Origin of the sequence: Paenibacillus phocaeensis (assembly GCF_900021165.1) — a bacterium.
In the GTDB taxonomy this organism is placed as follows: domain Bacteria; phylum Bacillota; class Bacilli; order Paenibacillales; family Paenibacillaceae; genus Fontibacillus; species Fontibacillus phocaensis.
The window spans coordinates 58,602-78,145 of sequence record NZ_FCOQ01000008.1 but is presented as its reverse complement, the minus strand read 5'-3'; the positions used below and the strand labels follow the sequence as shown (position 1 = coordinate 78,145).

The 19,544-nt window shown below is 53.2% G+C and carries 19 protein-coding genes and 2 tRNA genes; 10 read left to right on the top strand and 11 right to left on the bottom strand.

Annotated elements, in window-relative coordinates; translation table 11 throughout:
- Nucleotides 1-30: 30 nt before the first annotated feature.
- From BN3795_RS02355 to BN3795_RS02310, 10 genes are all read right to left on the bottom strand, one after another.
- Nucleotides 31-765 carry an amino acid ABC transporter ATP-binding protein gene (locus tag BN3795_RS02355; RefSeq protein WP_068783272.1) on the bottom strand — a complete coding sequence of 245 codons (735 nt, stop codon included), beginning with the start codon at nt 763-765 and terminating at the stop codon, nt 31-33.
- Between the two features lie 47 nt (nt 766-812).
- Nucleotides 813-2,009: a M20 metallopeptidase family protein gene (locus BN3795_RS02350; protein WP_068783147.1), complete on the bottom strand. Its 1,197-nt coding sequence runs from the start codon at nt 2,007-2,009 to the stop codon at nt 813-815.
- 22 nt (nt 2,010-2,031) lie between these two features.
- Nucleotides 2,032-2,727, bottom strand: a complete 696-nt coding sequence (locus BN3795_RS02345; RefSeq protein WP_178075821.1) for an amino acid ABC transporter permease — start codon at nt 2,725-2,727, stop codon at nt 2,032-2,034.
- A 31-nt stretch (nt 2,728-2,758) separates the two neighbouring features.
- Nucleotides 2,759-3,460, bottom strand: coding sequence for an amino acid ABC transporter permease (locus tag BN3795_RS02340; RefSeq protein ID WP_068783145.1), 702 nt, complete (start codon nt 3,458-3,460; stop codon nt 2,759-2,761).
- Between the two features lie 49 nt (nt 3,461-3,509).
- Nucleotides 3,510-4,412, bottom strand: coding sequence for a transporter substrate-binding domain-containing protein (locus BN3795_RS02335; protein ID WP_068783144.1), 903 nt, complete (start codon nt 4,410-4,412; stop codon nt 3,510-3,512).
- A 22-nt stretch (nt 4,413-4,434) separates the two neighbouring features.
- Nucleotides 4,435-5,109, bottom strand: a complete 675-nt coding sequence (locus BN3795_RS02330) for a cysteine hydrolase family protein (RefSeq protein WP_068783143.1) — start codon at nt 5,107-5,109, stop codon at nt 4,435-4,437.
- Between the two features lie 126 nt (nt 5,110-5,235).
- The gene (locus tag BN3795_RS02325; RefSeq protein WP_068783142.1) at nt 5,236-6,465 is read right to left on the bottom strand and encodes a PucR family transcriptional regulator; all 1,230 of its coding nucleotides are present in this window, start codon (nt 6,463-6,465) and stop codon (nt 5,236-5,238) included.
- A gap of 453 nt (nt 6,466-6,918) precedes the next feature.
- Nucleotides 6,919-6,992, bottom strand: a tRNA-Gly gene (locus BN3795_RS02320).
- A gap of 84 nt (nt 6,993-7,076) precedes the next feature.
- On the bottom strand, nt 7,077-7,367 hold the full coding sequence (locus tag BN3795_RS24845; RefSeq protein WP_198524623.1) for a PilZ domain-containing protein: 291 nt from the start codon (nt 7,365-7,367) through the stop codon (nt 7,077-7,079).
- 238 nt (nt 7,368-7,605) lie between these two features.
- Nucleotides 7,606-8,118: a glutathione peroxidase gene (locus tag BN3795_RS02310; protein WP_068783140.1), complete on the bottom strand. Its 513-nt coding sequence runs from the start codon at nt 8,116-8,118 to the stop codon at nt 7,606-7,608.
- A 530-nt stretch (nt 8,119-8,648) separates the two neighbouring features.
- Between BN3795_RS02310 and BN3795_RS02305 the strand changes: the two genes are divergently transcribed.
- The 9 genes from BN3795_RS02305 to BN3795_RS02265 all read left to right on the top strand — a co-directional run bounded on the left by BN3795_RS02305 (nt 8,649) and on the right by BN3795_RS02265 (nt 17,799).
- Nucleotides 8,649-9,638: an ABC transporter ATP-binding protein gene (locus BN3795_RS02305; RefSeq protein WP_068783139.1), complete on the top strand. Its 990-nt coding sequence runs from the start codon at nt 8,649-8,651 to the stop codon at nt 9,636-9,638.
- Nucleotides 9,635-10,639 carry an ABC transporter ATP-binding protein gene (locus BN3795_RS02300; RefSeq protein WP_068783138.1) on the top strand — a complete coding sequence of 335 codons (1,005 nt, stop codon included), beginning with the start codon at nt 9,635-9,637 and terminating at the stop codon, nt 10,637-10,639. Before BN3795_RS02305 ends, BN3795_RS02300 begins: the two co-directional genes overlap by 4 nt.
- Before the next feature lie 114 nt (nt 10,640-10,753).
- Nucleotides 10,754-12,418, top strand: coding sequence for an ABC transporter substrate-binding protein (locus BN3795_RS02295; RefSeq protein WP_068783137.1), 1,665 nt, complete (start codon nt 10,754-10,756; stop codon nt 12,416-12,418).
- Between the two features lie 40 nt (nt 12,419-12,458).
- Entirely contained in the window at nt 12,459-13,463 is a 1,005-nt protein-coding gene (locus tag BN3795_RS02290; protein ID WP_068783136.1) for an ABC transporter permease, read from the top strand.
- 12 nt (nt 13,464-13,475) lie between these two features.
- Complete coding sequence (nikC, locus tag BN3795_RS02285) at nt 13,476-14,375, top strand: nickel transporter permease (protein ID WP_068783135.1); 900 nt, start codon at nt 13,476-13,478, stop codon at nt 14,373-14,375.
- A gap of 273 nt (nt 14,376-14,648) precedes the next feature.
- Nucleotides 14,649-15,599 carry an L-lactate dehydrogenase gene (locus tag BN3795_RS02280; RefSeq protein ID WP_068783134.1) on the top strand — a complete coding sequence of 317 codons (951 nt, stop codon included), beginning with the start codon at nt 14,649-14,651 and terminating at the stop codon, nt 15,597-15,599.
- Between the two features lie 171 nt (nt 15,600-15,770).
- Complete coding sequence (locus tag BN3795_RS02275) at nt 15,771-16,382, top strand: GNAT family N-acetyltransferase (protein WP_068783133.1); 612 nt, start codon at nt 15,771-15,773, stop codon at nt 16,380-16,382.
- A gap of 80 nt (nt 16,383-16,462) precedes the next feature.
- The gene (locus BN3795_RS02270) at nt 16,463-17,287 is read left to right on the top strand and encodes an alpha/beta fold hydrolase (protein ID WP_068783132.1); all 825 of its coding nucleotides are present in this window, start codon (nt 16,463-16,465) and stop codon (nt 17,285-17,287) included.
- 83 nt (nt 17,288-17,370) lie between these two features.
- On the top strand, nt 17,371-17,799 hold the full coding sequence (locus BN3795_RS02265; RefSeq protein WP_068783131.1) for a DUF1801 domain-containing protein: 429 nt from the start codon (nt 17,371-17,373) through the stop codon (nt 17,797-17,799).
- 477 nt (nt 17,800-18,276) lie between these two features.
- On the opposite strand, the gene BN3795_RS02260 is transcribed toward BN3795_RS02265, so the two are convergent.
- Nucleotides 18,277-18,350: transfer RNA gene (locus tag BN3795_RS02260), tRNA-Arg, on the bottom strand.
- 288 nt (nt 18,351-18,638) lie between these two features.
- On the opposite strand from BN3795_RS02260, the gene BN3795_RS02255 reads away from it, so the two are divergent.
- Entirely contained in the window at nt 18,639-19,481 is an 843-nt protein-coding gene (locus BN3795_RS02255; RefSeq protein WP_232729839.1) for a hypothetical protein, read from the top strand.
- The last annotated feature ends 63 nt before the right edge of the window (nt 19,482-19,544 follow it).

Sequence of the window (19,544 nt, the reverse complement as noted above, 5' to 3'; positions counted from 1 at the left end):
ACGGGCCCCGGTAGTTCATACACCATCGGCTCATGAAGTGATTCTTTTTAAAAACTGTTTGGTGCGCTCTTCCCGCGGATTCGTGAGAATCTCTTCCGTTCCTCCTTCTTCGATGATATTGCCGCCGTCCATGAACACGACGCGGGAGGCGACCTCGCGAGCGAACGAAATTTCATGGGTCACGACGATCATCGTAATTCCCGTGCTCGCGACCGCCTTGATCGTCGCAAGCACTTCTCCCACGAGTTCCGGATCCAAAGCGGACGTTGGTTCATCGAACAATATTACGTCCGGGTTTAGAATTAGCGCCCGCGCGATACCGGCGCGCTGCTGCTGTCCGCCGGAAATTTGCGTCGGGTAAAAGTCCGCCTTTTCCTTGAGGCCAACCTTCTCCAGTACGTCCCGGCTCTGGGCTTCCGCTTCTTCGCGCTTCATTTTTTTTACGGTGACCAGCGCCTCCATGACGTTTTCCAGCACCGTTTTGTTTTGAAACAAATTGTAATTCTGGAACACCATCGCTGTTTTGCGGCGCAAAGTGAGCACATCCCTTTTGTGGGGATGGTGGCATTTCACGGTAAAACCGTTGACCGTAACGCTGCCCTCGTCGGCGTTTTCCAGGAAGTTAATGGTGCGGAGCAGGGTAGTTTTGCCCGATCCGCTGGGACCGAGGATAACCACGACCTCTCCCTTGCCGACATTCAAGTTTACCCCCTTCAAAATATGAAGCGCGCCAAAAGATTTGTGGATGTTGCTCAGCTGCACCATTGGCTCTGTCGTCATAATGGCCCTCCTCTTTCTCCAACAGGTAATCGTTATTCCCAGTCCAAAAACAGCTTTGCATATTCCAAGGTGGCTAATGTCCCTTTGATGAGACAGGATTCATCCAGGTCGTATTTTCGCGTGTAGCCGTCCGCCCCTGTGCCGAGCTTCGGATTATCGATCCCCAATAACACAAACACGCCGGAGAACTCGTCGATATAAGTCCCGAACGTGTCCGAACGCATTTGCGGCGGTAAACTGTAGTTGCTTTTGGCTTCCGGCACCACTTTGAGGATCGCTTCCCGGGCCCGCGCGGCATCCTCGGGACGGTTGACCACGGGCATGCCGCGTCCGAAATAGTCGATGCTGATCTGACAGCGGTGAGCGGTGACGATATGCTCGACCCAGCGCCCGAACGAGTTTTGCAGATGCAAACCGACATTCCGGTCAAAAAAACGCATCGTTCCCGACATCGAGCAGGTATCAGGAATCATGTTGGATGTGCTTCCGCCTTCGATTTTGCCGAAGGACAGAACCACATTCTCGTAAGGATTGATTTCTCGCGCGATCATGCCTTGGATGTCGCCCACGATTTGCGCACAGCAATCGATCGGGTTGACCGTTTTGTCTGGACGTGAACCGTGCCCGCCTTCGCCGGTAACCGTGATCTGAAACCCGATGGCGCCGGCCAGCCGTGCGCCTGCTTCCACCGCAAAGCCGCCGGACGGCAGGGAAGACTCGAGGTATATCCCCCAGGCGCCGTCGACCTTCTCTCCCGCGAGCGCGTCCATCATCGCCTGCAGCCCGATCACCTTCTCCGCGCCTTCCTCAAAGCAGAACAAGATCCGTCCTTTGATCCGGTTCTTCCGCTGCGACAGAAGCCTGGCCGCGCCAAGCAGCATCGCCATATGCCCGTCGTGTCCGCAGAGATGGGCGACGCCTTCGCGTTCGGAAATTACGAGTTTCTCCCGCAGCAGATTGAAGGAGCTTTCCTGAACGGGGATGGCGTCCATGTCGCTGCGCAGAACGAGCGTTTTGCCTGGAAGCGCGCCCGTCAGTTCGCCGATGAGGCCGGCGTGGCCGACCCGGCGAACACGAATCCCCATTTGCTCCAGCTCGCCGGCGATTTTCGCGCAGGTTTCTTTTTCTTGTCCCCCCAGCTCCGGGAAGCGGTGAAAGTGGCGGCGCAGACCGATTAAGTATTTTTCGCATTGTTTTAGTTCATCGTCATCCCAAATATCAGGCAACATAACGCATCTCCTTTTCCGGTGATTAACGCAGTGATTTTCGGAAATGCCCCATCCGTTTCTCCATTCTGGCAAACAACTGTTCAAAGGCAATGCACATGCCCCAGTAGATCAGCGAGACGATCGCATAGATTTCCATGAACCTATAGGAGTCGGTCGCCTCGATATTGGCCATGTTCATCATTTCGACCACGGCCACCACTGATGCGAGCGAAGACCCTTTGACTCCCCCGAGAAATAAGTTGCCCAAATTCGGTATCGCCACGACGAACGCCTGGGGGAACACAACCCGAAGATAGGCTTCGCTCGTCGTCATGCCGACGGAATAGGCCGCTTCCATCTGCCCCTTCGGCACGGATAGCAGGGCGGACCGAATCGCTTCGGTCAGATAGGCCGAACGTTCAAGACTTAGCGCAATGATCGCGAAGACGATCGGGTGTACTCCGTTCACCGAGAGCGGAAGCCCCGTCGCTTCGGCTATCGCGTCGACGAGCTTCGGAATGCCGTAATAGGCGATGAACAGATGAACCAACAGCGGCGTCCCCCGCATGACCGATAAATACAAGGTCACCCATCTTCGGATCACCGGTATTTTGTAAATCAGCACAAGCGCGCAAAACATAGCGATAATCATGCCGAAAAACATGGCGGTGACACTGAGCAGCAGTGTAATCGGCGCTGCCGACAACAACTTCCAAAATTGCTCCAGGTAAAAGTCCATTTGCATTTCACTTCCCTTTCGTCCGGGTCAGCTATACGGACAGCCCCATCTTGCGTTTGTAACGTTTCTCCAACAGGCCCGTTCCGTACTCCAGTATCATGCAGGAAATCCAGTAGACGAACGCTGCAGCGACGAATACTTCCAAGTTTTTGGCTCCGTATCCCGCCGCGCTGATCAGCTTCGCTTTGCCTAACAGTTCTACGATGCCGATGCTGAAGACCAGGGAGGAATCCTTAAAAACGATCAGCAAGCTGTTTCCGAGATTGGGAATCGCTACCGCGAGCGCCTGCGGCAAAATAATTCGGCGAAACGACTGGAACCCTGTCATTCCGACGCTTTGCGCTGCTTCATGCTGCCCCGCCGGAACGGCCAAATAAGCGGAACGCATCGTTTCGGACAGATAAGCGGCGTTGCTTAAAGTAAAAGCAATAATTGCAAAAACTAATTTATCCCAGCTGCTAACATTAAGCCCTAATTGCGCCAGCAGGTTCGGCAATCCGTAATAAATCAAAAACAGCTGAACGAGAGGAGGGGTTCCCCTCATAAATGAGACGTAAACCCCCGTTGCCGTTTGCAGCGACCGATGGCCCTTTAATTTCATCCAAGTCAGCAGACCGCCTAACAACAAGCCGAAAATCATGCACAGTACCAGCAGTAAAAGGGTGACGGGGAGCGCCTCGATCACTTTGGGAATAGAGCGCAGCATAAATTCAACGTCGAAAAACTTTTCCATGAAGCCCCTCCTTACCGGCGCGGATCTCTCCGGTGCGCCGCTTCAAGATTTACCCGCCAAAGGATTGGTTGGATGACGATTGGCCGCTTGTGAACGATTCGTATTCGGCAAAGTTGTCCAGCCCGTACCATTTTTTCGACAACTCGGAAAGCGTGCCGTCTTCACGCAATTCTTTCAGCGCCCCGTCGATGGCTTCCTTGATGTCCGGGCGGTCTTTGGGGAGGATCTGATACACCGGATACGCATCGATGGTGCCGCCTAAACGGGTATCCAACTGCAGTTCCTCATTCAGCTTATTGTAAGTGCCGGCGAGAGCCAGGGTGCCGTCGATACGGCCCGATTCGACCATTTTCATCGCATCCGCCACGGGCAAGCTGTCGACCGTTTGTACGTCGATTTTTTGGCCCGGATGTTCTTCGTTAAACTTCTTCAGGTAGGTGTAAAAGCTGGACGTCGGCATTTGCGCCATCTTCTTTCCCGCCATATCTTCGAGTGTATTGAGTTCCAGGTTGTCTTTACGGGTGATGAGCTTGAGTACACCGATATCGTAGGGCTCGTCCGGGTAGAGGAATTTCTCTTCCCGCTCCGCCGTTTTGCCGAACTGCCAGTCGGCGATTTGAATCTTGCCGGATTCTAGGGCGACTAAAGTTGCCGCCAGCTCAAGCTGCTCGTATTTGAATTCAAATTGCGGCAGCTTTTCATCGATCTTTTGCAGAACTTCATGATCGTAACCGGTAAGCTCGCCGTTTTCGTCGACGTAAAATTGCGGAGGAATGACGTTTCCGATCCCGACCGTCAAGACTTCGACCTCCTGGCCGGAATCTGCCGGCGCGGGGCCGGATTCGTTGCCCGAACCGGAGGAGCAGCCGGCCAAGCCGATAACGATGGCCATGCCCGCCAACCATAATGAAACGCGACTTCCTTTTTTTTCATTCGCTTTTTGTCTGGTCATTTCTCATCCCACTCCTCAAATCTCATTTTTTCCACTGATTGATTAAAGCTTCCGAATCCACCACAAGCCCAAAGTACCTGGAAATAATCTGCAAGGCCGATTGTTCCAACTCGAGATATCCTCGGCATAAATCCTGCGGAACGACGACTCGGAAATCCCGGTTTGCTCCATCGCACGCTGTGTTCAAGACGCAGCAGTCGGTCAGGGCCCCGGTCAAGACGATCGTTTCCTTTCGGAGGTTGCGCAACAGCAGCTCAAGATCCGTAGAATAAAAAGCGCTTAGCCGCTTTTTACTATCCACGGTGTAATCCTCTTCCTCCACCTGCACCGAGAAGCGCGTCCACTTGGTTCCTTCCAGTGCGTGATGGTCCGCGAACGGCAGCGGTTGATCGCGCATTTCCGATAAGATCCGCCACGCGCTTTTATATCCGCGAATGTCGTCCGAGCCGTCCTTGCGCAGCACGGAACGCACGTGGATAACGGGGATGTTCAGCGTCCGGCACACTTCGGTGAAGCGATTGATCGGCTCGATAATTTCCCTTCCCCGCGGCGCCGGCGACGGGCACTCCGGGTCGTCGGCCAGATGGCCGTCATGCATGTCAATGGTAATTACAGCCGTTTTGGTTGGATCGAGAAAAAGATCATGAAAAATGCCGTCCTTCAACGTTTTTGGAACCCCATCAAAATAAGCCTGCATTGTTAGATTACCTCACTTATGATGTTTTATTTTATCTACTTGAATAGAAAGGTTTCCTTACATAACTAGTATATTGGACGGTGAGGCATCTAATCATCATACGGATTGCACAGAATGTTCGGGGAGTTATCGTTCACCTTGCACATTTATAAAGCGATAGAGCAATATAGAGAAGAAGAGCGATTGATATGCTGTGGTATCGTCCGGTTTTTTGCCGATCAGTTCTTCAATTTTTTTGAACCGGTACATTAGCGAATTGCGATGGATGAACAGTTCCTTGGCGGTTTGATTCAGGTTTAGCTTGCATTCGTAATAGGTCTGGAGCGTCTTCACTAGTTCGCCGTTGTTGACGTGGTCGTATTGCAGCAAAGGTCCTAGTTGAGACTGGACATACTCATCCAACACGGAGATATCGGGAAATTTGTATAAAACCCGAAACATGCCCAAGTCCTCGAATTTTGTTACGATTCGGGTGTTTTCCGTGTTCACGGCGATTTGCAACGCCTGCTCCGCTTCTTTCAGACTTTTTCTGCATTCCCATACCACTTCCGAGACGCCGCCTATTCCGGCTTTGACTTTTAGGCCGATAAACATGTTCATGATGTGCTCGCAAAAATTTTCCATTTGCTTCATTCGCATTTTTTCATCGTGGTTTTGTTTGAGTGGAATCAACAGGACCGCTTCGTTGCCGCCTTTCGGTATAGCCATGACGTTCTGGATGTATTGCGCGGCAGCGTTTAATGCGACTTGATTGAAATAGCTTTTGAATTCAGCCCGCGCATCGTCTTCCACATACCCGGAGCTTAAGGCGACGTGCTCGAAGTTGATTGCCCGGATCACGCAAACCTGATGCGCCGAGCTCAAATCATATCCGAAAAACGCCGCCTGTCTCTCGACAGCTGCGACGTTGGCGTGCGCTCCGTATAAAATTTCATAAATCATATCGTAGAGATGCCGGCGTTCATTTTGTTGCTTTACAATGACGTCGCCGATTTCCCTCATGATTTCGGTTGGTTTTATGTTCCCGGACAGCTCCAGAAGGGGGAAGTCTAATTTGTCCGCCAATTGCGCCAGTTCGGTCTTGACTGAGATGTTATCCGGCGGATGAAGCAGAATCAACCCGGCCAGGTTTCTGGAGGCGCAATCGGCCAGCAATTTTCGCAATCCACTGGATTCCTCGCGGCCCCCGGCGTTTATGAGAAACAGTATTTCGCCGCCGCGCGTCCACTCTAGCGAGAAGTCCTCGCCGCCAATGTACGGCCACGTCACTACCCGGTTCAGTCCTTTTTTGCCTCCCAGCAGCTTCATATTTCTTAGCAACGGCAGCTGGAGCAATTCCGAAGTTTGTATGGCCATACGCATCCCCTCCTGATGTAATGAAAATTTTGCAAAAGTATGTTTTATGTAACTTATAGTAACACATATCGTTAAAATATGTACCGCAATAACGATTTCTGAAATTTTCAGACGGGTTCATTTAAGTTTTTGAGGAAGCAAGGGGGTGGATGGGGGAAATGAGGTCCATAGGGGGGGATAGTGAACAAATCGAGCGCGGAATCATACAACGAGGTCATCTGCAGCGGCGGATTGGCCGGGGGGCGTGGCGGCGGTGGCGGCCAAGTTTGGGGCGAGTGTATATAACATTCAGGGTCGCCTGGTATTTGGTGAAAGGGCTCCAAAACACGAGATGATCTGCGCGGTGAAGACTTGGGCAAGATCTAAATAGGTCCGGGATTCTCGGCAGTTCGGCTTCCGAATAAATCAAAAAAACCCTTTGTCAACAAAGGGTTGGGAGGTTAAAAATGGTTATGGAGCGGGTGAAGGGAATCGAACCCTCGCCTCAAGCTTGGGAAGCTGGCGTTCTACCATTGAACTACACCCGCGAAAGCTAAGCAAGAAATATTATAACGCCAACCCGAATAAGAATCAAGCCCCGCCAAGAATTACCTGGTCGGGGCTTGATTCTATTATTTGACGATGATTTTTCGGGCTGCCGCCATTCCTCTCAGCTCGATGTTCAGGTTCTCCTTCTCCTGGTCGGTAAGTTCCAGATGGACACCGTAATGATGATACGAGGGCTCCGATTCCCCTTGCCAGCGGATTTCCCCGGGATAGGTGTGAATCTCTTCGGTCAAGCGCACATGCAGAAGGATGCGGATCGCGTGAGAGGCCGCATGTAAATTCAGCTCGGTACGAATCTGGCAACCGGATTTGTTGATATCCATCACGTCGATTTGAGCAGGCTTGCAGGACAGCACCTGCCCGTCGATGGACAGGATTTCGATCGATGCTTCGATCGGAGGTTGCGGGTGTAACGGAATGGCTCGGTTCTTCTTGTCGTTGTCATAAGTCAGATTATAGCGGAAGTTGTCGAAAAGATCACGGGTTCCGTCCCTCTGCAGCGAATTTTTTTAAGAGATGCTTCCACCCGCAGTGGACAAAGCAAAAAGCCGCAGGGAGACCTAAGCCCCTTGCGGCTTAATTGCGGTATGCACTTTAGCGACCCGGTGCAGCGCTCTCCAGCAGTTCGCGAATATCCGCCTCGATCTCCGCAGGTTCAGTGCGGGCGCTGTATCTTTTGACGATGGTACCTTCCCGATCCACGAGGAATTTCACGAAGTTCCATTCGATATCCCCGGTGTCGTAAGGAGATGGCGTGTGCTCCCGCAAGTACCGGTATAACGGATGGGCGTTCTCCCCGTTTACGTCGATTTTGGCGAACAGGGGGAAGGTGACTTGATAATTCGTTTCGCAAAACGCCTGGATCTCCGCCTCAGTCCCGGGCTCCTGCTCGGCGAACTGATTGCAGGGAAAGCCAAGGACAGCGAAGCCCTGCTCTTTGTATTCACTGTACAGGCGCTGCAAACCTGCATAATGCGGAGTCAACCCGCAGGCGCTGGCCGTATTGACAAGGAGCAGCACCTGGCCGCGGTAAGGCGCAAGTGTCGTCGTTTCGCCTGTAATGGTACGGACTTCGATATCGTAGATGCCTTTAAGCTCAGAACTCATAACATCACCTCTCACCCTAAATTTGATCACGATTACTTCCATTCTACTCCATATGCTCGCCCAATCTCAAACTGACATCATCCGCACCCGGAATAGCTTTCATAGACCTGACATGAATAAAATTTCTATTGTCTATCCGGTAAAAATGCTGTAAAGTAACTTATCAAACAACCCATTTTGTTTTTGGTGTCAGTTAAACTAACACTTCAATTGACCATAGTTCGAATAATCGTCAAATTTTAGTGAAAAATCGACAGAAAAATGTGATCTATCCTACATCGTTTAAACCATCCTTCCGTTTAAGTTCACACTTTAATTGGTTGCAGTAAGGAAGCGGCAATATACATTTGTCCGTATTGAAGAGATGAATTATAGAGTTTAATTACAACACATCGCTTTAGCAAATCACAGCAAGATAGCGTGGCTGTACATATGTCTACTATTGACGGACATTGTCGAACGGTCGGTTGGAAGCAAGCGATTCGCCCAATGCGGCGAGATTCCATTTTTTCAGGAAAAGAGGCTGTAACATGATTCAACCCATTTTGCAGATTAAGGATTTGCATACCCACTTTTTTACGGATCGAGGCGAAATCCCTGCGGTGGACGGCGTGAACCTGTATGTCAATCCCGGAGAGGTGCTTGGGGTCGTTGGGGAATCGGGCTGCGGCAAGAGCGTAACCTCCTTGTCGATCTTGAAGCTTGTTCCGCAGCCTCCCGGTAAAATCACGGGCGGTTCGATTTTATTTAAGGGTCAGGACATCGTCCCGATGAAGGAACGGGAAATGCGATCGATCCGCGGCAACTCCATCTCGATGATTTTTCAGGAGCCAATGACGTCATTGAATCCATTGTTTACTGTTGGCCAACAGATCGGGGAAACGGTTCGGCTGCACCGAGGGCTTAGCAAGAAGGAAGCGCGGGAGCATACGATCGACATGCTGAAGAAAGTGGGCATCCCTAGGCCCGAAGCTATCATCGATGAACATCCGCACCAATTGTCCGGAGGGATGCGGCAGCGGGTGATGATCGCTATGGCGATCTCCTGCAACCCAGAGCTGTTGATTGCCGATGAACCGACTACGGCACTCGACGTAACGATCCAGGCGCAGATTCTGGACCTGATCCGGCGCTTGAACGAAGAGAACGGCACTGCCGTGATGATGATTACGCACGACCTTGGTGTTGTTGCCGAGATGTGTCATCGGGTTGCGGTGATGTATGCCGGTAAAGTCGTAGAGGAAGGCAGCGTGCGGGATATCTTCAAGAATCCGATGCACCCGTACACGCAAGGGTTAATCCAATCGGTGCCGCGAATGGACGAAGAACGCAAGCGCTTGTTCTCCATTCCGGGCAATGTGCCCATCCTGAACACGGAGATGAAAGGCTGCCGATTTGCCGAACGGTGTTCGTACGCGCTGCCGATCTGTCGGGAACAACTGCCCGAGCTCAGGGAATATGAAGCGGCGCATAGCTGCCGGTGCTGGCTCCATGAAACACCACGGGAGGAAGTCGTATGAATGAACCCTTACTGCAAGTCGAACATCTGACAAAATATTACCCTATCGGAGGCGGATGGTTCGGCCAGTCTCAGCAATTTGTCAAAGCGGTGGATGACATCTCGTTTACGGTACGCAAAGGCGAAACGTTTGGCTTGGTAGGGGAAAGCGGCTGCGGGAAATCAACCACCGGCCGTTCCTTGCTCCGGCTGATCGAGCCAACCGGCGGAAAGGTGTTGTTCGAGGGGGAGGATATTACCGCCTTGTCCCCCGAAGCGCTGCGCCGGAAGCGCAGGGATATGCAGATTGTATTTCAGGATCCGTTCTCCTCGCTGGATCCGCGGCATACCGTGCAGCGAATTCTCGAGGAACCGCTGATCGTGCACGGCGTGGGCAATGCGAAGGAACGCCGGGCGATGATCGATCGGCTGATCGATGTCGTTGGCTTGACGCAAAGCCATCTGCAGCGTTATCCGCATCAATTCTCCGGCGGGCAGCGCCAGCGGATCGGCATCGCCAGGGCGCTCTCGCTCCAGCCGAAGCTGATCGTCGCCGACGAGCCGGTCTCGGCGCTCGACGTGTCCATCCAGTCGCAGGTCATTAACCTACTGCAGGATCTGCAGGAGGAATTCGGCTTGACGTACATTTTTATCGCCCATGATTTGAGTGTGGTGAAGCATATCTGCGACCGGGTCGCCGTGATGTACCTCGGGCGGATCGTTGAGATCGCCGACAAGCACACGCTGTACTCCGCACCGCAGCATCCGTACACGCAGGCGTTGCTGTCCGCTGTCCCGGAGCCTGATCCGGACAAGAAGGCGGAGCGGATCATCCTGCAGGGCGAAGTGCCCAGCCCGGCCAATGCGCCGGTCGGCTGCGCGTTTCACACGCGGTGTCCGATGGCGATGGACGTCTGCCGGACGCATCGCCCTGAGCTGGCCGAGACCGATGCGGGCCATTTGACGGCCTGCCATCTGTTTACGGACGCGAAAGCCGCAGGAAGCGCGAGCTTGTCCTCGTGATCGTGATCGGAAGATCGCGGTTTGAACGGCCTCTTAAGGTTTATAGCTCGGGTTATGTGCCCGGCTTCAAATAAACAAGGAATTATATATCGTGATTCAGAAGGGAGCCAGAAAATGAAAACAAAAAGATGGAGCAGTGTCGTTTTAGTCACGATGCTTAGTGCGGCCGTTGCTCTTACGGGCTGCGGAGGCAACAACAATGCCGGCGGCAGCAACTCCGACGGAACCAATGCGGGAACCAACACGGAGGCGAGCGCTCCGGCCGGATCTTCCCAAGATACTCTGATCGTTGGCCGCGGCGGGGACTCTGCATCGCTGGATCCGGCGATCGTCACGGACGGTGAATCGCTGAAAATCGCACACCAAGTGTTCGATTCTTTGCTGGAGTACAAGGAAGGAACCACAGAGGTTCAGGGCTCGCTGGCTGAGAGCTGGACGGTATCCGACGACGGGTTGACATACACGTTCAAGCTGCGTCAAGGCGTGAAGTTCCATGACGGCACCGATTTCAATGCCGACGCGGTCGCATTTAACTTCAACCGCTGGAACGATCCCAGCAGCGAATTCAAATTCGAAGGCGATTCCTTCGATTACTACGATTCCATGTTTGGTCCGGACGGCAAACGCGTCATTAAAGAAGTAAAAGCCGTTGATCCAAGCACCGTACAATTTACGCTGAACCAACCGCAAGCTCCTTTCTTGCAAAACCTGGCCATGACCTCTTTCGGGATCGCATCCCCAACGGCCATTCAGGAGAAGAAAGAGAACTTCAAGAACGAACCGGTTGGCACAGGTCCATTCGTGTTCAAAGAGTGGAAACGCAACGACTCCATCACGCTGGAGAAAAATGCGAACTACTGGAAGGAAGGTCTTCCGAAGCTGAACAAGGTGATTGTCCGTTCCATTCCTGACAACTCCGCGCGATTTAACGCTTTGCAAAGCGGGGAGATCGATTTGATGGAAGATTTGAGCCCGGATGATCTGGCGACGCTGGAAGCGAATACGGATCTGCAAAAGATCGAGCGTCCTTCCAACAACGTCGGCTACGTTGGCTTCAACACAAAGAAAGAACCGTTTAACAACGTGAAAGTGAGACAAGCGCTGAACTATGCGGTCGACAAGCAAGCGATCATCGACGCTTTCTTCGCAGGGCAGGCAGAACCGGCCAAGAACCCGATGCCGCCGTCCCTGTGGGGCTACAATGACAGCATCAGCGATTACGAGTTTGATCCTGAGAAGGCGAAGGCGCTGCTGGCGGAAGCGGGTTATCCGAACGGCTTGCCGGGTGAATATGTCTTCTATGCGATGCCGGTATCCCGTCCTTATATGCCGGATGGCAAGAAGGTCGCCGAGGTTATTCAACAGAACTTTGAAGCGGTTGGCGTGAAGGTGGTCATCCAGTCTCCGGAGTGGGCTACTTATCTGGATGATGCGCAAGCCGGCGAGAAAGACGATCTGTATATGCTTGGCTGGACCGGCGATAATGGGGACCCTGACAACTTCCTGTACACGCTGCTGGACAAAGACGCGATTCCGTCCAACAACTACAGCTACTATGCGAATGACGAACTGCATGAACTGTTGATTGCGGCGCAAAAAGAAACCGATCAGCCGAAACGCGAAGAGTTGTATAAACAAGCTCAAGAGATCATCAAAGCCGACGCCCCATGGATCCCGCTCGTGCACACGACCCCGCTTCTGGCAGCTAAGGCAAACTTGAAGGGTTATGTTCCGGCGCCGACGGGGACGGAGTACTATAGCAACATCTATTTCGAATAACAGGCGGTATCTTTAACGCCTCTGGCAGGTGAACCTCATCTTGAAAGCTTATATTTTGAAACGAATACTCATCATGGTTCCTGTCCTGATCGGCATGACGATTATCGTGTTTTCCATTATTCATGCGATTCCCGGTGATCCTGCGGAAACGATTCTGGGGCAGAAAGCGACGGAGCAGTCCAAAGAGGCGCTTCGCGAGCAACTCGGCCTGAACAATCCGTGGTATCAGCAGTATTTCACGTACATGGGGGATTTGCTGAAAGGTGATTTGGGGCAATCGATCCGCACGAGAGTGCCGATTGCCCAGGAAATCACTCCGTATCTGGCGGCAACGGCGGAACTCACCGTGGCGGCCATGGCATTTGCGATTTTCTTCGGCGTGAACGCCGGGATTATCAGCGCCTGGAAGCAAAACTCTTGGTTCGATTATATCTGCATGCTCATCGCGCTCATCGGGGTGTCGATGCCGATCTTCTGGCTTGGCCTTATGGAGCAGTGGATTTTCTCGCTTAAACTCCATTGGCTGCCTTCGATCGGGCGGATGAATCAGCGGGATCCGGTAGAAGCGGTCACCAACCTGTATCTGATCGACAGCCTCATCGCGGGCCGATGGGATCAGTTGTGGACGGTGTGCAAGCATTTGATCTTGCCAAGCGTGGCGCTGGGCACGATTCCGATGGCGGTCATCGCCCGGATGACGCGCTCCAGCATGCTTGAGGTCATGAACTCGGATTTCGTCCGGACCGCGAAGGCCAAGGGACTATCGCAATTCATCGTCGTGTATAAGCACGCGCTGAAGAATGCGTTCATCCCGGTGCTGACGGTGATCGGTCTGCAAACGGGCGCGTTGCTTGGCGGCGCGGTCCTGACTGAAACGATCTTCGCCTGGCCTGGCGTGGGACGGTACATTTACGAGGCGATCAGCTCGCGCGATTATCCGGTCATTCAATCCGGAATTCTGATCATTGCTTTCCTGTTCGTCCTCATCAATCTGATCGTGGATTTGCTGTACGCAGCGGTAGATCCGCGCATTCGTTACCGGTAAAGGAGGGAAACCATGGCACAAGCTACGACGGCAACATCAAACGGAAGTACCTCCATCCCGGCCGAGAAGGTTTCCGGACCTTGGCGGGATGCGTGGAGAGCGTTCCGCAAAAATAAAATCGCGATGGTCGGCCTCGTCATGATCGGCTTCTTCATTCTGATCGCGCTGCTGGCTCCGGTCATCGCTCCATATGAATACGACACACAGGTCTTGCGTGACCGGTTGAAAGCTCCGTCCTCGTCCCATTGGTTTGGAACCGACGATCTCGGACGCGACCTGTTTACCCGCGTGCTGTACGGGGCCCGCATCTCCTTGTGGGTCGGTACTTTTTCCGTTGTGGGATCGATCATCCTGGGCACGCTGTTGGGGATTTTGGCGGGGTTTTACGGCAAATGGATCGATATGGTGATCTCGCGCCTGTTCGATATTCTGCTGGCGTTCCCGAGCATTCTGCTGGCGATTGCGATCGTAGCTATCCTCGGGCCTTCCCTGCAGAACGCACTGCTCGCCATCGCTATCGTCAATATTCCGACGTATGGACGGCTGGTTCGGGCGAAGGTGCTGAGTCTGAAGAACGAGGAGTATATCACCGCGGCCCGGGCGATCGGGATGAAGAACAGCGCGATTCTGCTGCGGCACATCCTCCCCAACAGCTTGACGCCGATTATCGTACAAGGTACGCTTGGGATCGCTACGGCGATCATCGAAGCGGCCGCGCTCGGCTTCCTCGGTCTGGGCGCACAGCCGCCAACGCCGGAATGGGGCAAGATGCTGTCTGACTCACGGCAGTTTATCGCCACCGCACCGTGGACGGTCGTCTTCCCGGGGATCTCGATTATGCTTACCGTTCTGGCCTTCAATCTGATGGGCGACGGTTTGCGCGATGCGCTGGACCCGCGGATGAAGAGCTAGTTGATTCGACCATCAACAGCTACCCGCATCCTGAACTCTTTTCAAAGGAGTGTTTAGGAGGCGGGTATTTTTTTCTGCGATCGAGTTGTTGAGATTTTTTCAGAAGCATATTCAACTTACCGTGGGACTCGTATTAATAAGTCGATAACAACTCGTACTGCCGGCTAACCTCGGCCCTCCTTTTGTGTGCTGTCCCTAATATGCGGGTTTGCGGTTTGCGGATATAATTTAGGCGTAGGATATAGAGAACGGCAAGGATGAGGAGGCGGCGGAATGGCCAAAAAGGCAAGAAAGGTGACGATCGTCGGGTCCGGGTTGGTAGGCACGGCTTGCGCTTATTCGATGATCAACCAATCGATCTGCGATGAGATTATGATGATTGACCGGACATATGACCGTGCGATGGCGCATGCGTTGGATTTATCGCACTGCATGGATTTTACGCCAACTCGTACGAAGGTTTCGGCCGGCCGGCTGGAGGATTGCGGCGACATGGACGTGGTTGTGCTGACGGCGGGAGCTAACCCGAAGCCGGGACAAACGCGGCTGGATGTGCTGGAAGAGGCGGAGAAAATCACGCGTGACATCGTCAGCCGTATCGTTGGGGGAGGATTTGACGGCGTCTTCGTTGTGGCTGCCAATCCGGTGGATCTGGTGACGTACATCGTACGCGAGGTATCGGGGTTTCCGCGGAACCGCGTGATCGGTACGGGGACATCCATCGATTCGGCGCGGCTAAAAACGCTGCTGTCAGAGGTGTTTTCGATTGATCCCCGCAGTGTGAACGGGTACGCGATGGGCGAGCATGGTGAATCGCAGTTTGTCGCCTGGTCGCATGTCACGATCGGCGGGAAGCCGCTTCTGCACATTTTGGAGCAGCATAAGGAACGTTTCCGCCACGTGAATTTGGATGAAATCGCACAGAAGACCAAGGACGCGGGTTGGGAGATTTTTACGCGAAAAGGCAACACGCAGTTTGGGATCGGCAATGCGCTGGCTTATATCGTGCGCTCCATCCTGAACGATGAGCATAAAATCATCGCCGTCTCCGCCGTGTTGGAGGGCGAATACGGGCAGACGGGCGTCTGCGCCGGGGTGCCTGCCATCATCGGCGATCGGGGGATTGAAGAGGTCCTGGAGTTGAATTTAACGTGGGAGGAGCAACGCCAATTTGCACATTCCTGTGAAATCCTGAAATCGGCGATTGCCAATCTTCAATATTAATATGTTGCTGCCAACAGGGATTGGCGGTTGCGGGAGCATCGGTCCAGCGGGATCGGTGCTCTGTTTTGTCTAAATCCGTTCCGGGAAGTAGCGTCACTTCATCCTCCAGAAGGTTCTACAGGCATGCCTCCCCATTATATAGTAGAAAAAAACGTAGGAGGCTCGGAATTGATGGGGGACTTCGTGATATCGAACTTAGCGGAGCTGGGGGACGAGGAAGTCAGGCAGGCGGCCGATATTTTTGTGGAGGGTTTTTACGACTCTCTGCGCTATTTCTCTGCGGACCCTAGTAAGCTGGCGAAGGCGCTGATGCATGCGATGGTCAAGGAACAGTTTTTCGTTGCGCTGGAAAAGGGGGCGGTGCTGGGCATCTTCGCTTATTCCGCGGGACGGAAACGTGCTTTTCGGTTTAACCGGGCGGTGCTCCGGCGCGAGCTTGGTTGGCTTAGGGGGACCTTGTTTTATGGCTTAGTTCGGCAAGAGTTGGAGAGGCCGCTGGATCTGGCCGATCGGCAGTGTTATTTCGAGGCGGTCGCCACAGCGAAGGAGGCCCAGGGGCGTGGGGTGGCCAGCCGGTTGAACGACGAGCTTGTATCCCATTTGGGATATGAGGACTATATTCTGGAAGTCGTCGACACCAATGTCGCTGCGATTCGGCTGTACGAGAAGTTGGGTTACGTCGAATTTCGGCGAAAGCCGCAGCGCTGGTTCCGAAAGCAGGCCGGATTCAACGCCCGGATCTATATGAAATGGATGAAAGCAAAGGATGACCCGAGTGGATAAAAATGGGGATTTAGGTCTATGCAAGAACATGCATTCGGTTTATGGTGGAAGGAGAAGAAGCAAAAGGAGAGTGGGATGGAATGCCTTATTGCAAAGTTAGCCAAGCGGAGTTGTATTATGAAGAGATCGGTTCGGGGCGGCCGATCGTGCTGATTCACGGGTTTACACCCGATCATCGGTTGATGAGCGGTTGTATGGAGCCGATATTTGAGGAGCGGGCGGGTTGGCGGCGAATCTACCTGGATTTGCCGGGGATGGGCTGCTCTCGCGATTATGCGGATATCGAGAGTACGGACGGGATGCTGGAGGCGGTATTGGAGTTAATCGATAAGCTGGTTCCGGAATCGCGGTTTGCGGTAGCCGGTGAGTCGTATGGCGGATACTTGACGAGGGGAATCATTGCACGTAAGCCCGAACGGGTGGAGGGAGCCGCGTTCATTTGTCCGATGATCGTGCCGGAGAATGACCGGCGGGAACTGCCGATGCATCAAGTCATGTACGAGGACCCCGCATTAGTTTTTCAGCTACAGCCTGAGGAATACGAAGATTTTCGCGCGATGGGAGTGGTTTTGGATCCACGTACCTGGACGCGGTATGCCAAGGAGATTGTGTCTGGTTGTCGTCTGGCGGATGCGGTTTTCTTGGACAAGATTCGGTCGCGGTACGGGTTTTCTTTCCCGATTGACCGGGAGGAGTTCGGTGCCCCTTCGCTATTCCTGCTCGGCCGACAGGACGCTACGGTGGGCTATGCGGATGCGCTTCGCCTGTTGGAGCTGTATCCGCGGGGGACGTTTGCCGTCCTGGATCGGGCGGGGCATAATTTACAGATTGAACAAGAAGCCGCGTTTAACACGTTAATACACGAATGGCTGAGACGGGTTGAAGAAGCCAGGGAGATGGAGTAAATGAGTTCAGGTAGGCTTGCAGAGGCTTGCTTATGCCAGAAGCTACAGGGTGCAGAGTTGAACAAGTTGAAGGAGGTCGCGGAATGTATGAGTTGAAGACGAAAGAAAACGATCGCAGTGTCATCGAGTTCATTGAAGGGGTGGCCGTTGCCAAGAAGAAGGAAGATGCCTACCGGCTGCTGGATCTCTTTACGGAAACGACCGGGTATCCGGCAAAAATGTGGGGCACCAGCATCATCGGATTCGGCTCCTACCATTATAAATACACCTCCGGTCATGAGGGGGATGCGCCGTTGGTGGGATTTTCGCCTCGGAAGGCGAAGTTCAGCTTATATCTCGCACCGGACGATCCAGATCGTGAGTCCTTGCTCGAATCCCTTGGGAAGCACTCCCAAGGGAAGGGGTGTGTGTATATCCATCAAGTTGCCGACATAGAGGTGGACGTGCTGCGTAAGTTGATCCGGCAGTCGGTTGAGCTTCTTCAGAGATTATACCCGGACAATGGTGAATAGCTGCCGGTAGCTGGGATATGTACTTAACTAAGGTAAATAAACGGTAGGGTAACGGGGGAGGCAGGGGAGTGGACGGAAGGGGTGTCGTTCGAAATTATATGCGAAAAACCAAATAGAATTTGCGGATTACGGTACGATTGGCGGAATGTATATGAAATTTCATACATATTAGGCCTTTTGGAGGCTGTAGGTCCATAATCTATATGAAATATCGAATAGAATTTACGAAATACGGTATTGTAGCTTGAATATAGACGAAATTTCGAATAGATTTCGTCCGTACGCTTCACATCGAGGGCATGTCGCAAACCTCTCGGAGGAGCTGCTTTCCCTACTAGGGGTACGCTCGCAGCTCGAGCTCCCGCCCCTCCGCGCCATGGCGCGAGCGGCTTCGCTTCGTCGCTGCCGCAACCGGGGTCCGTCGCCCCCCCTGCAAACGCAAAAAACACTCTCCAGATGGAGAGTGTTTTCTAGTTACGTCCCAGGAGGGATTCGAACCCCCGACCGACGGCTTAGAAGGCCGTTGCTCTATCCAGCTGAGCTACTGGGACACCTCAAATATGAAAAACACAAGCAAAAAATATTATATCATAGGAGGCCGGAGGGATCAATAACCTGCAAGATAATTTTGGCAGGAGCGCTTGGAAGCCATTCTCTGCACGGAGGATCGGCCTTCCGAACCGAGGTTTTTGCCTTCACGGAGGACTATGCTATAATCTCAATTAATTGCTACTCGGAGAAAAGGAGGTGCCCTTATCAGCAGTTTACGACCCGATGACAAAGACAACATTGTCTTGTTTCCTAAGACGCTTGACTATTATCAAATCGAACTGACCCGCATGCTCGAGACGGAAAGATACGCCGAGGCCGTGGAACTTCTGCAATTCCTGCTGCAGTGCCAGGGCGAGGATCCCCGGCATTACGAGGAATGGCAGGCTTTGCTGGACTGGCTGATCGGCGCATTTCCCGCGCTGAAGGACGGTGCGGCGAACCGGCAAGACTTCGAGGATGAGGAGGAGACCGAGGAGATGCTGGCCCGCCGGCTCGCGGAAGCTAAACTGGCCGAAGATGCAGGTTATGCGGATAAACTCTTACATACCGTAAGGAACAAACCGTTGTCGGAGCAGACATTCCTGGCTCTGGAACAGCTGGCTTACCTGGATCGCCCTGAAATCGACGATGCGCTGATCGGATGGATCACCCGGGAGGAACTGCATCCGTTGCTTCAATACCGGGTGCTGCAAACGCTGCGACGCCGCGGGACAACAGGGACTCTGGTCTTTACCCGCGGAGGGGAGCGGATCGAGGTGGAGATTGAAAGCGTCCCGCTGAAACCAGAGGATTTCCCTCCGGCGATTCAAGCGGTCCTTGATCGCGTCGGTGATCAGACTCAGGTGCATGATCCAACGCTCTTTTATTTTGCTCAGGAGTTATGGTCGCAGTTTGTGATGGCCTTATACGGAACGGTGGATTACCGCTCGCTGTTAGGCGAAGAGGATGCGGTGATCGATATCTGGGCGGCGGCGCTGCACCAAATGGTAGCGGACAGCTTGTCCGGGAGTCAAACCGATGAGGAGATTCGCGCCATGTACGGAATTACCGACGGGCTGCGGCTGCGATATGAACAGATCTGCCGAACACTCGGTAAATTCGTTGCGTCGGGAAGCGTGCACGGCATGTAGAAGGTACCTGGCTGCGGATCGGCTCTTGTAAAAAGATTGTTTGTTGTTTATAATATAATGGTT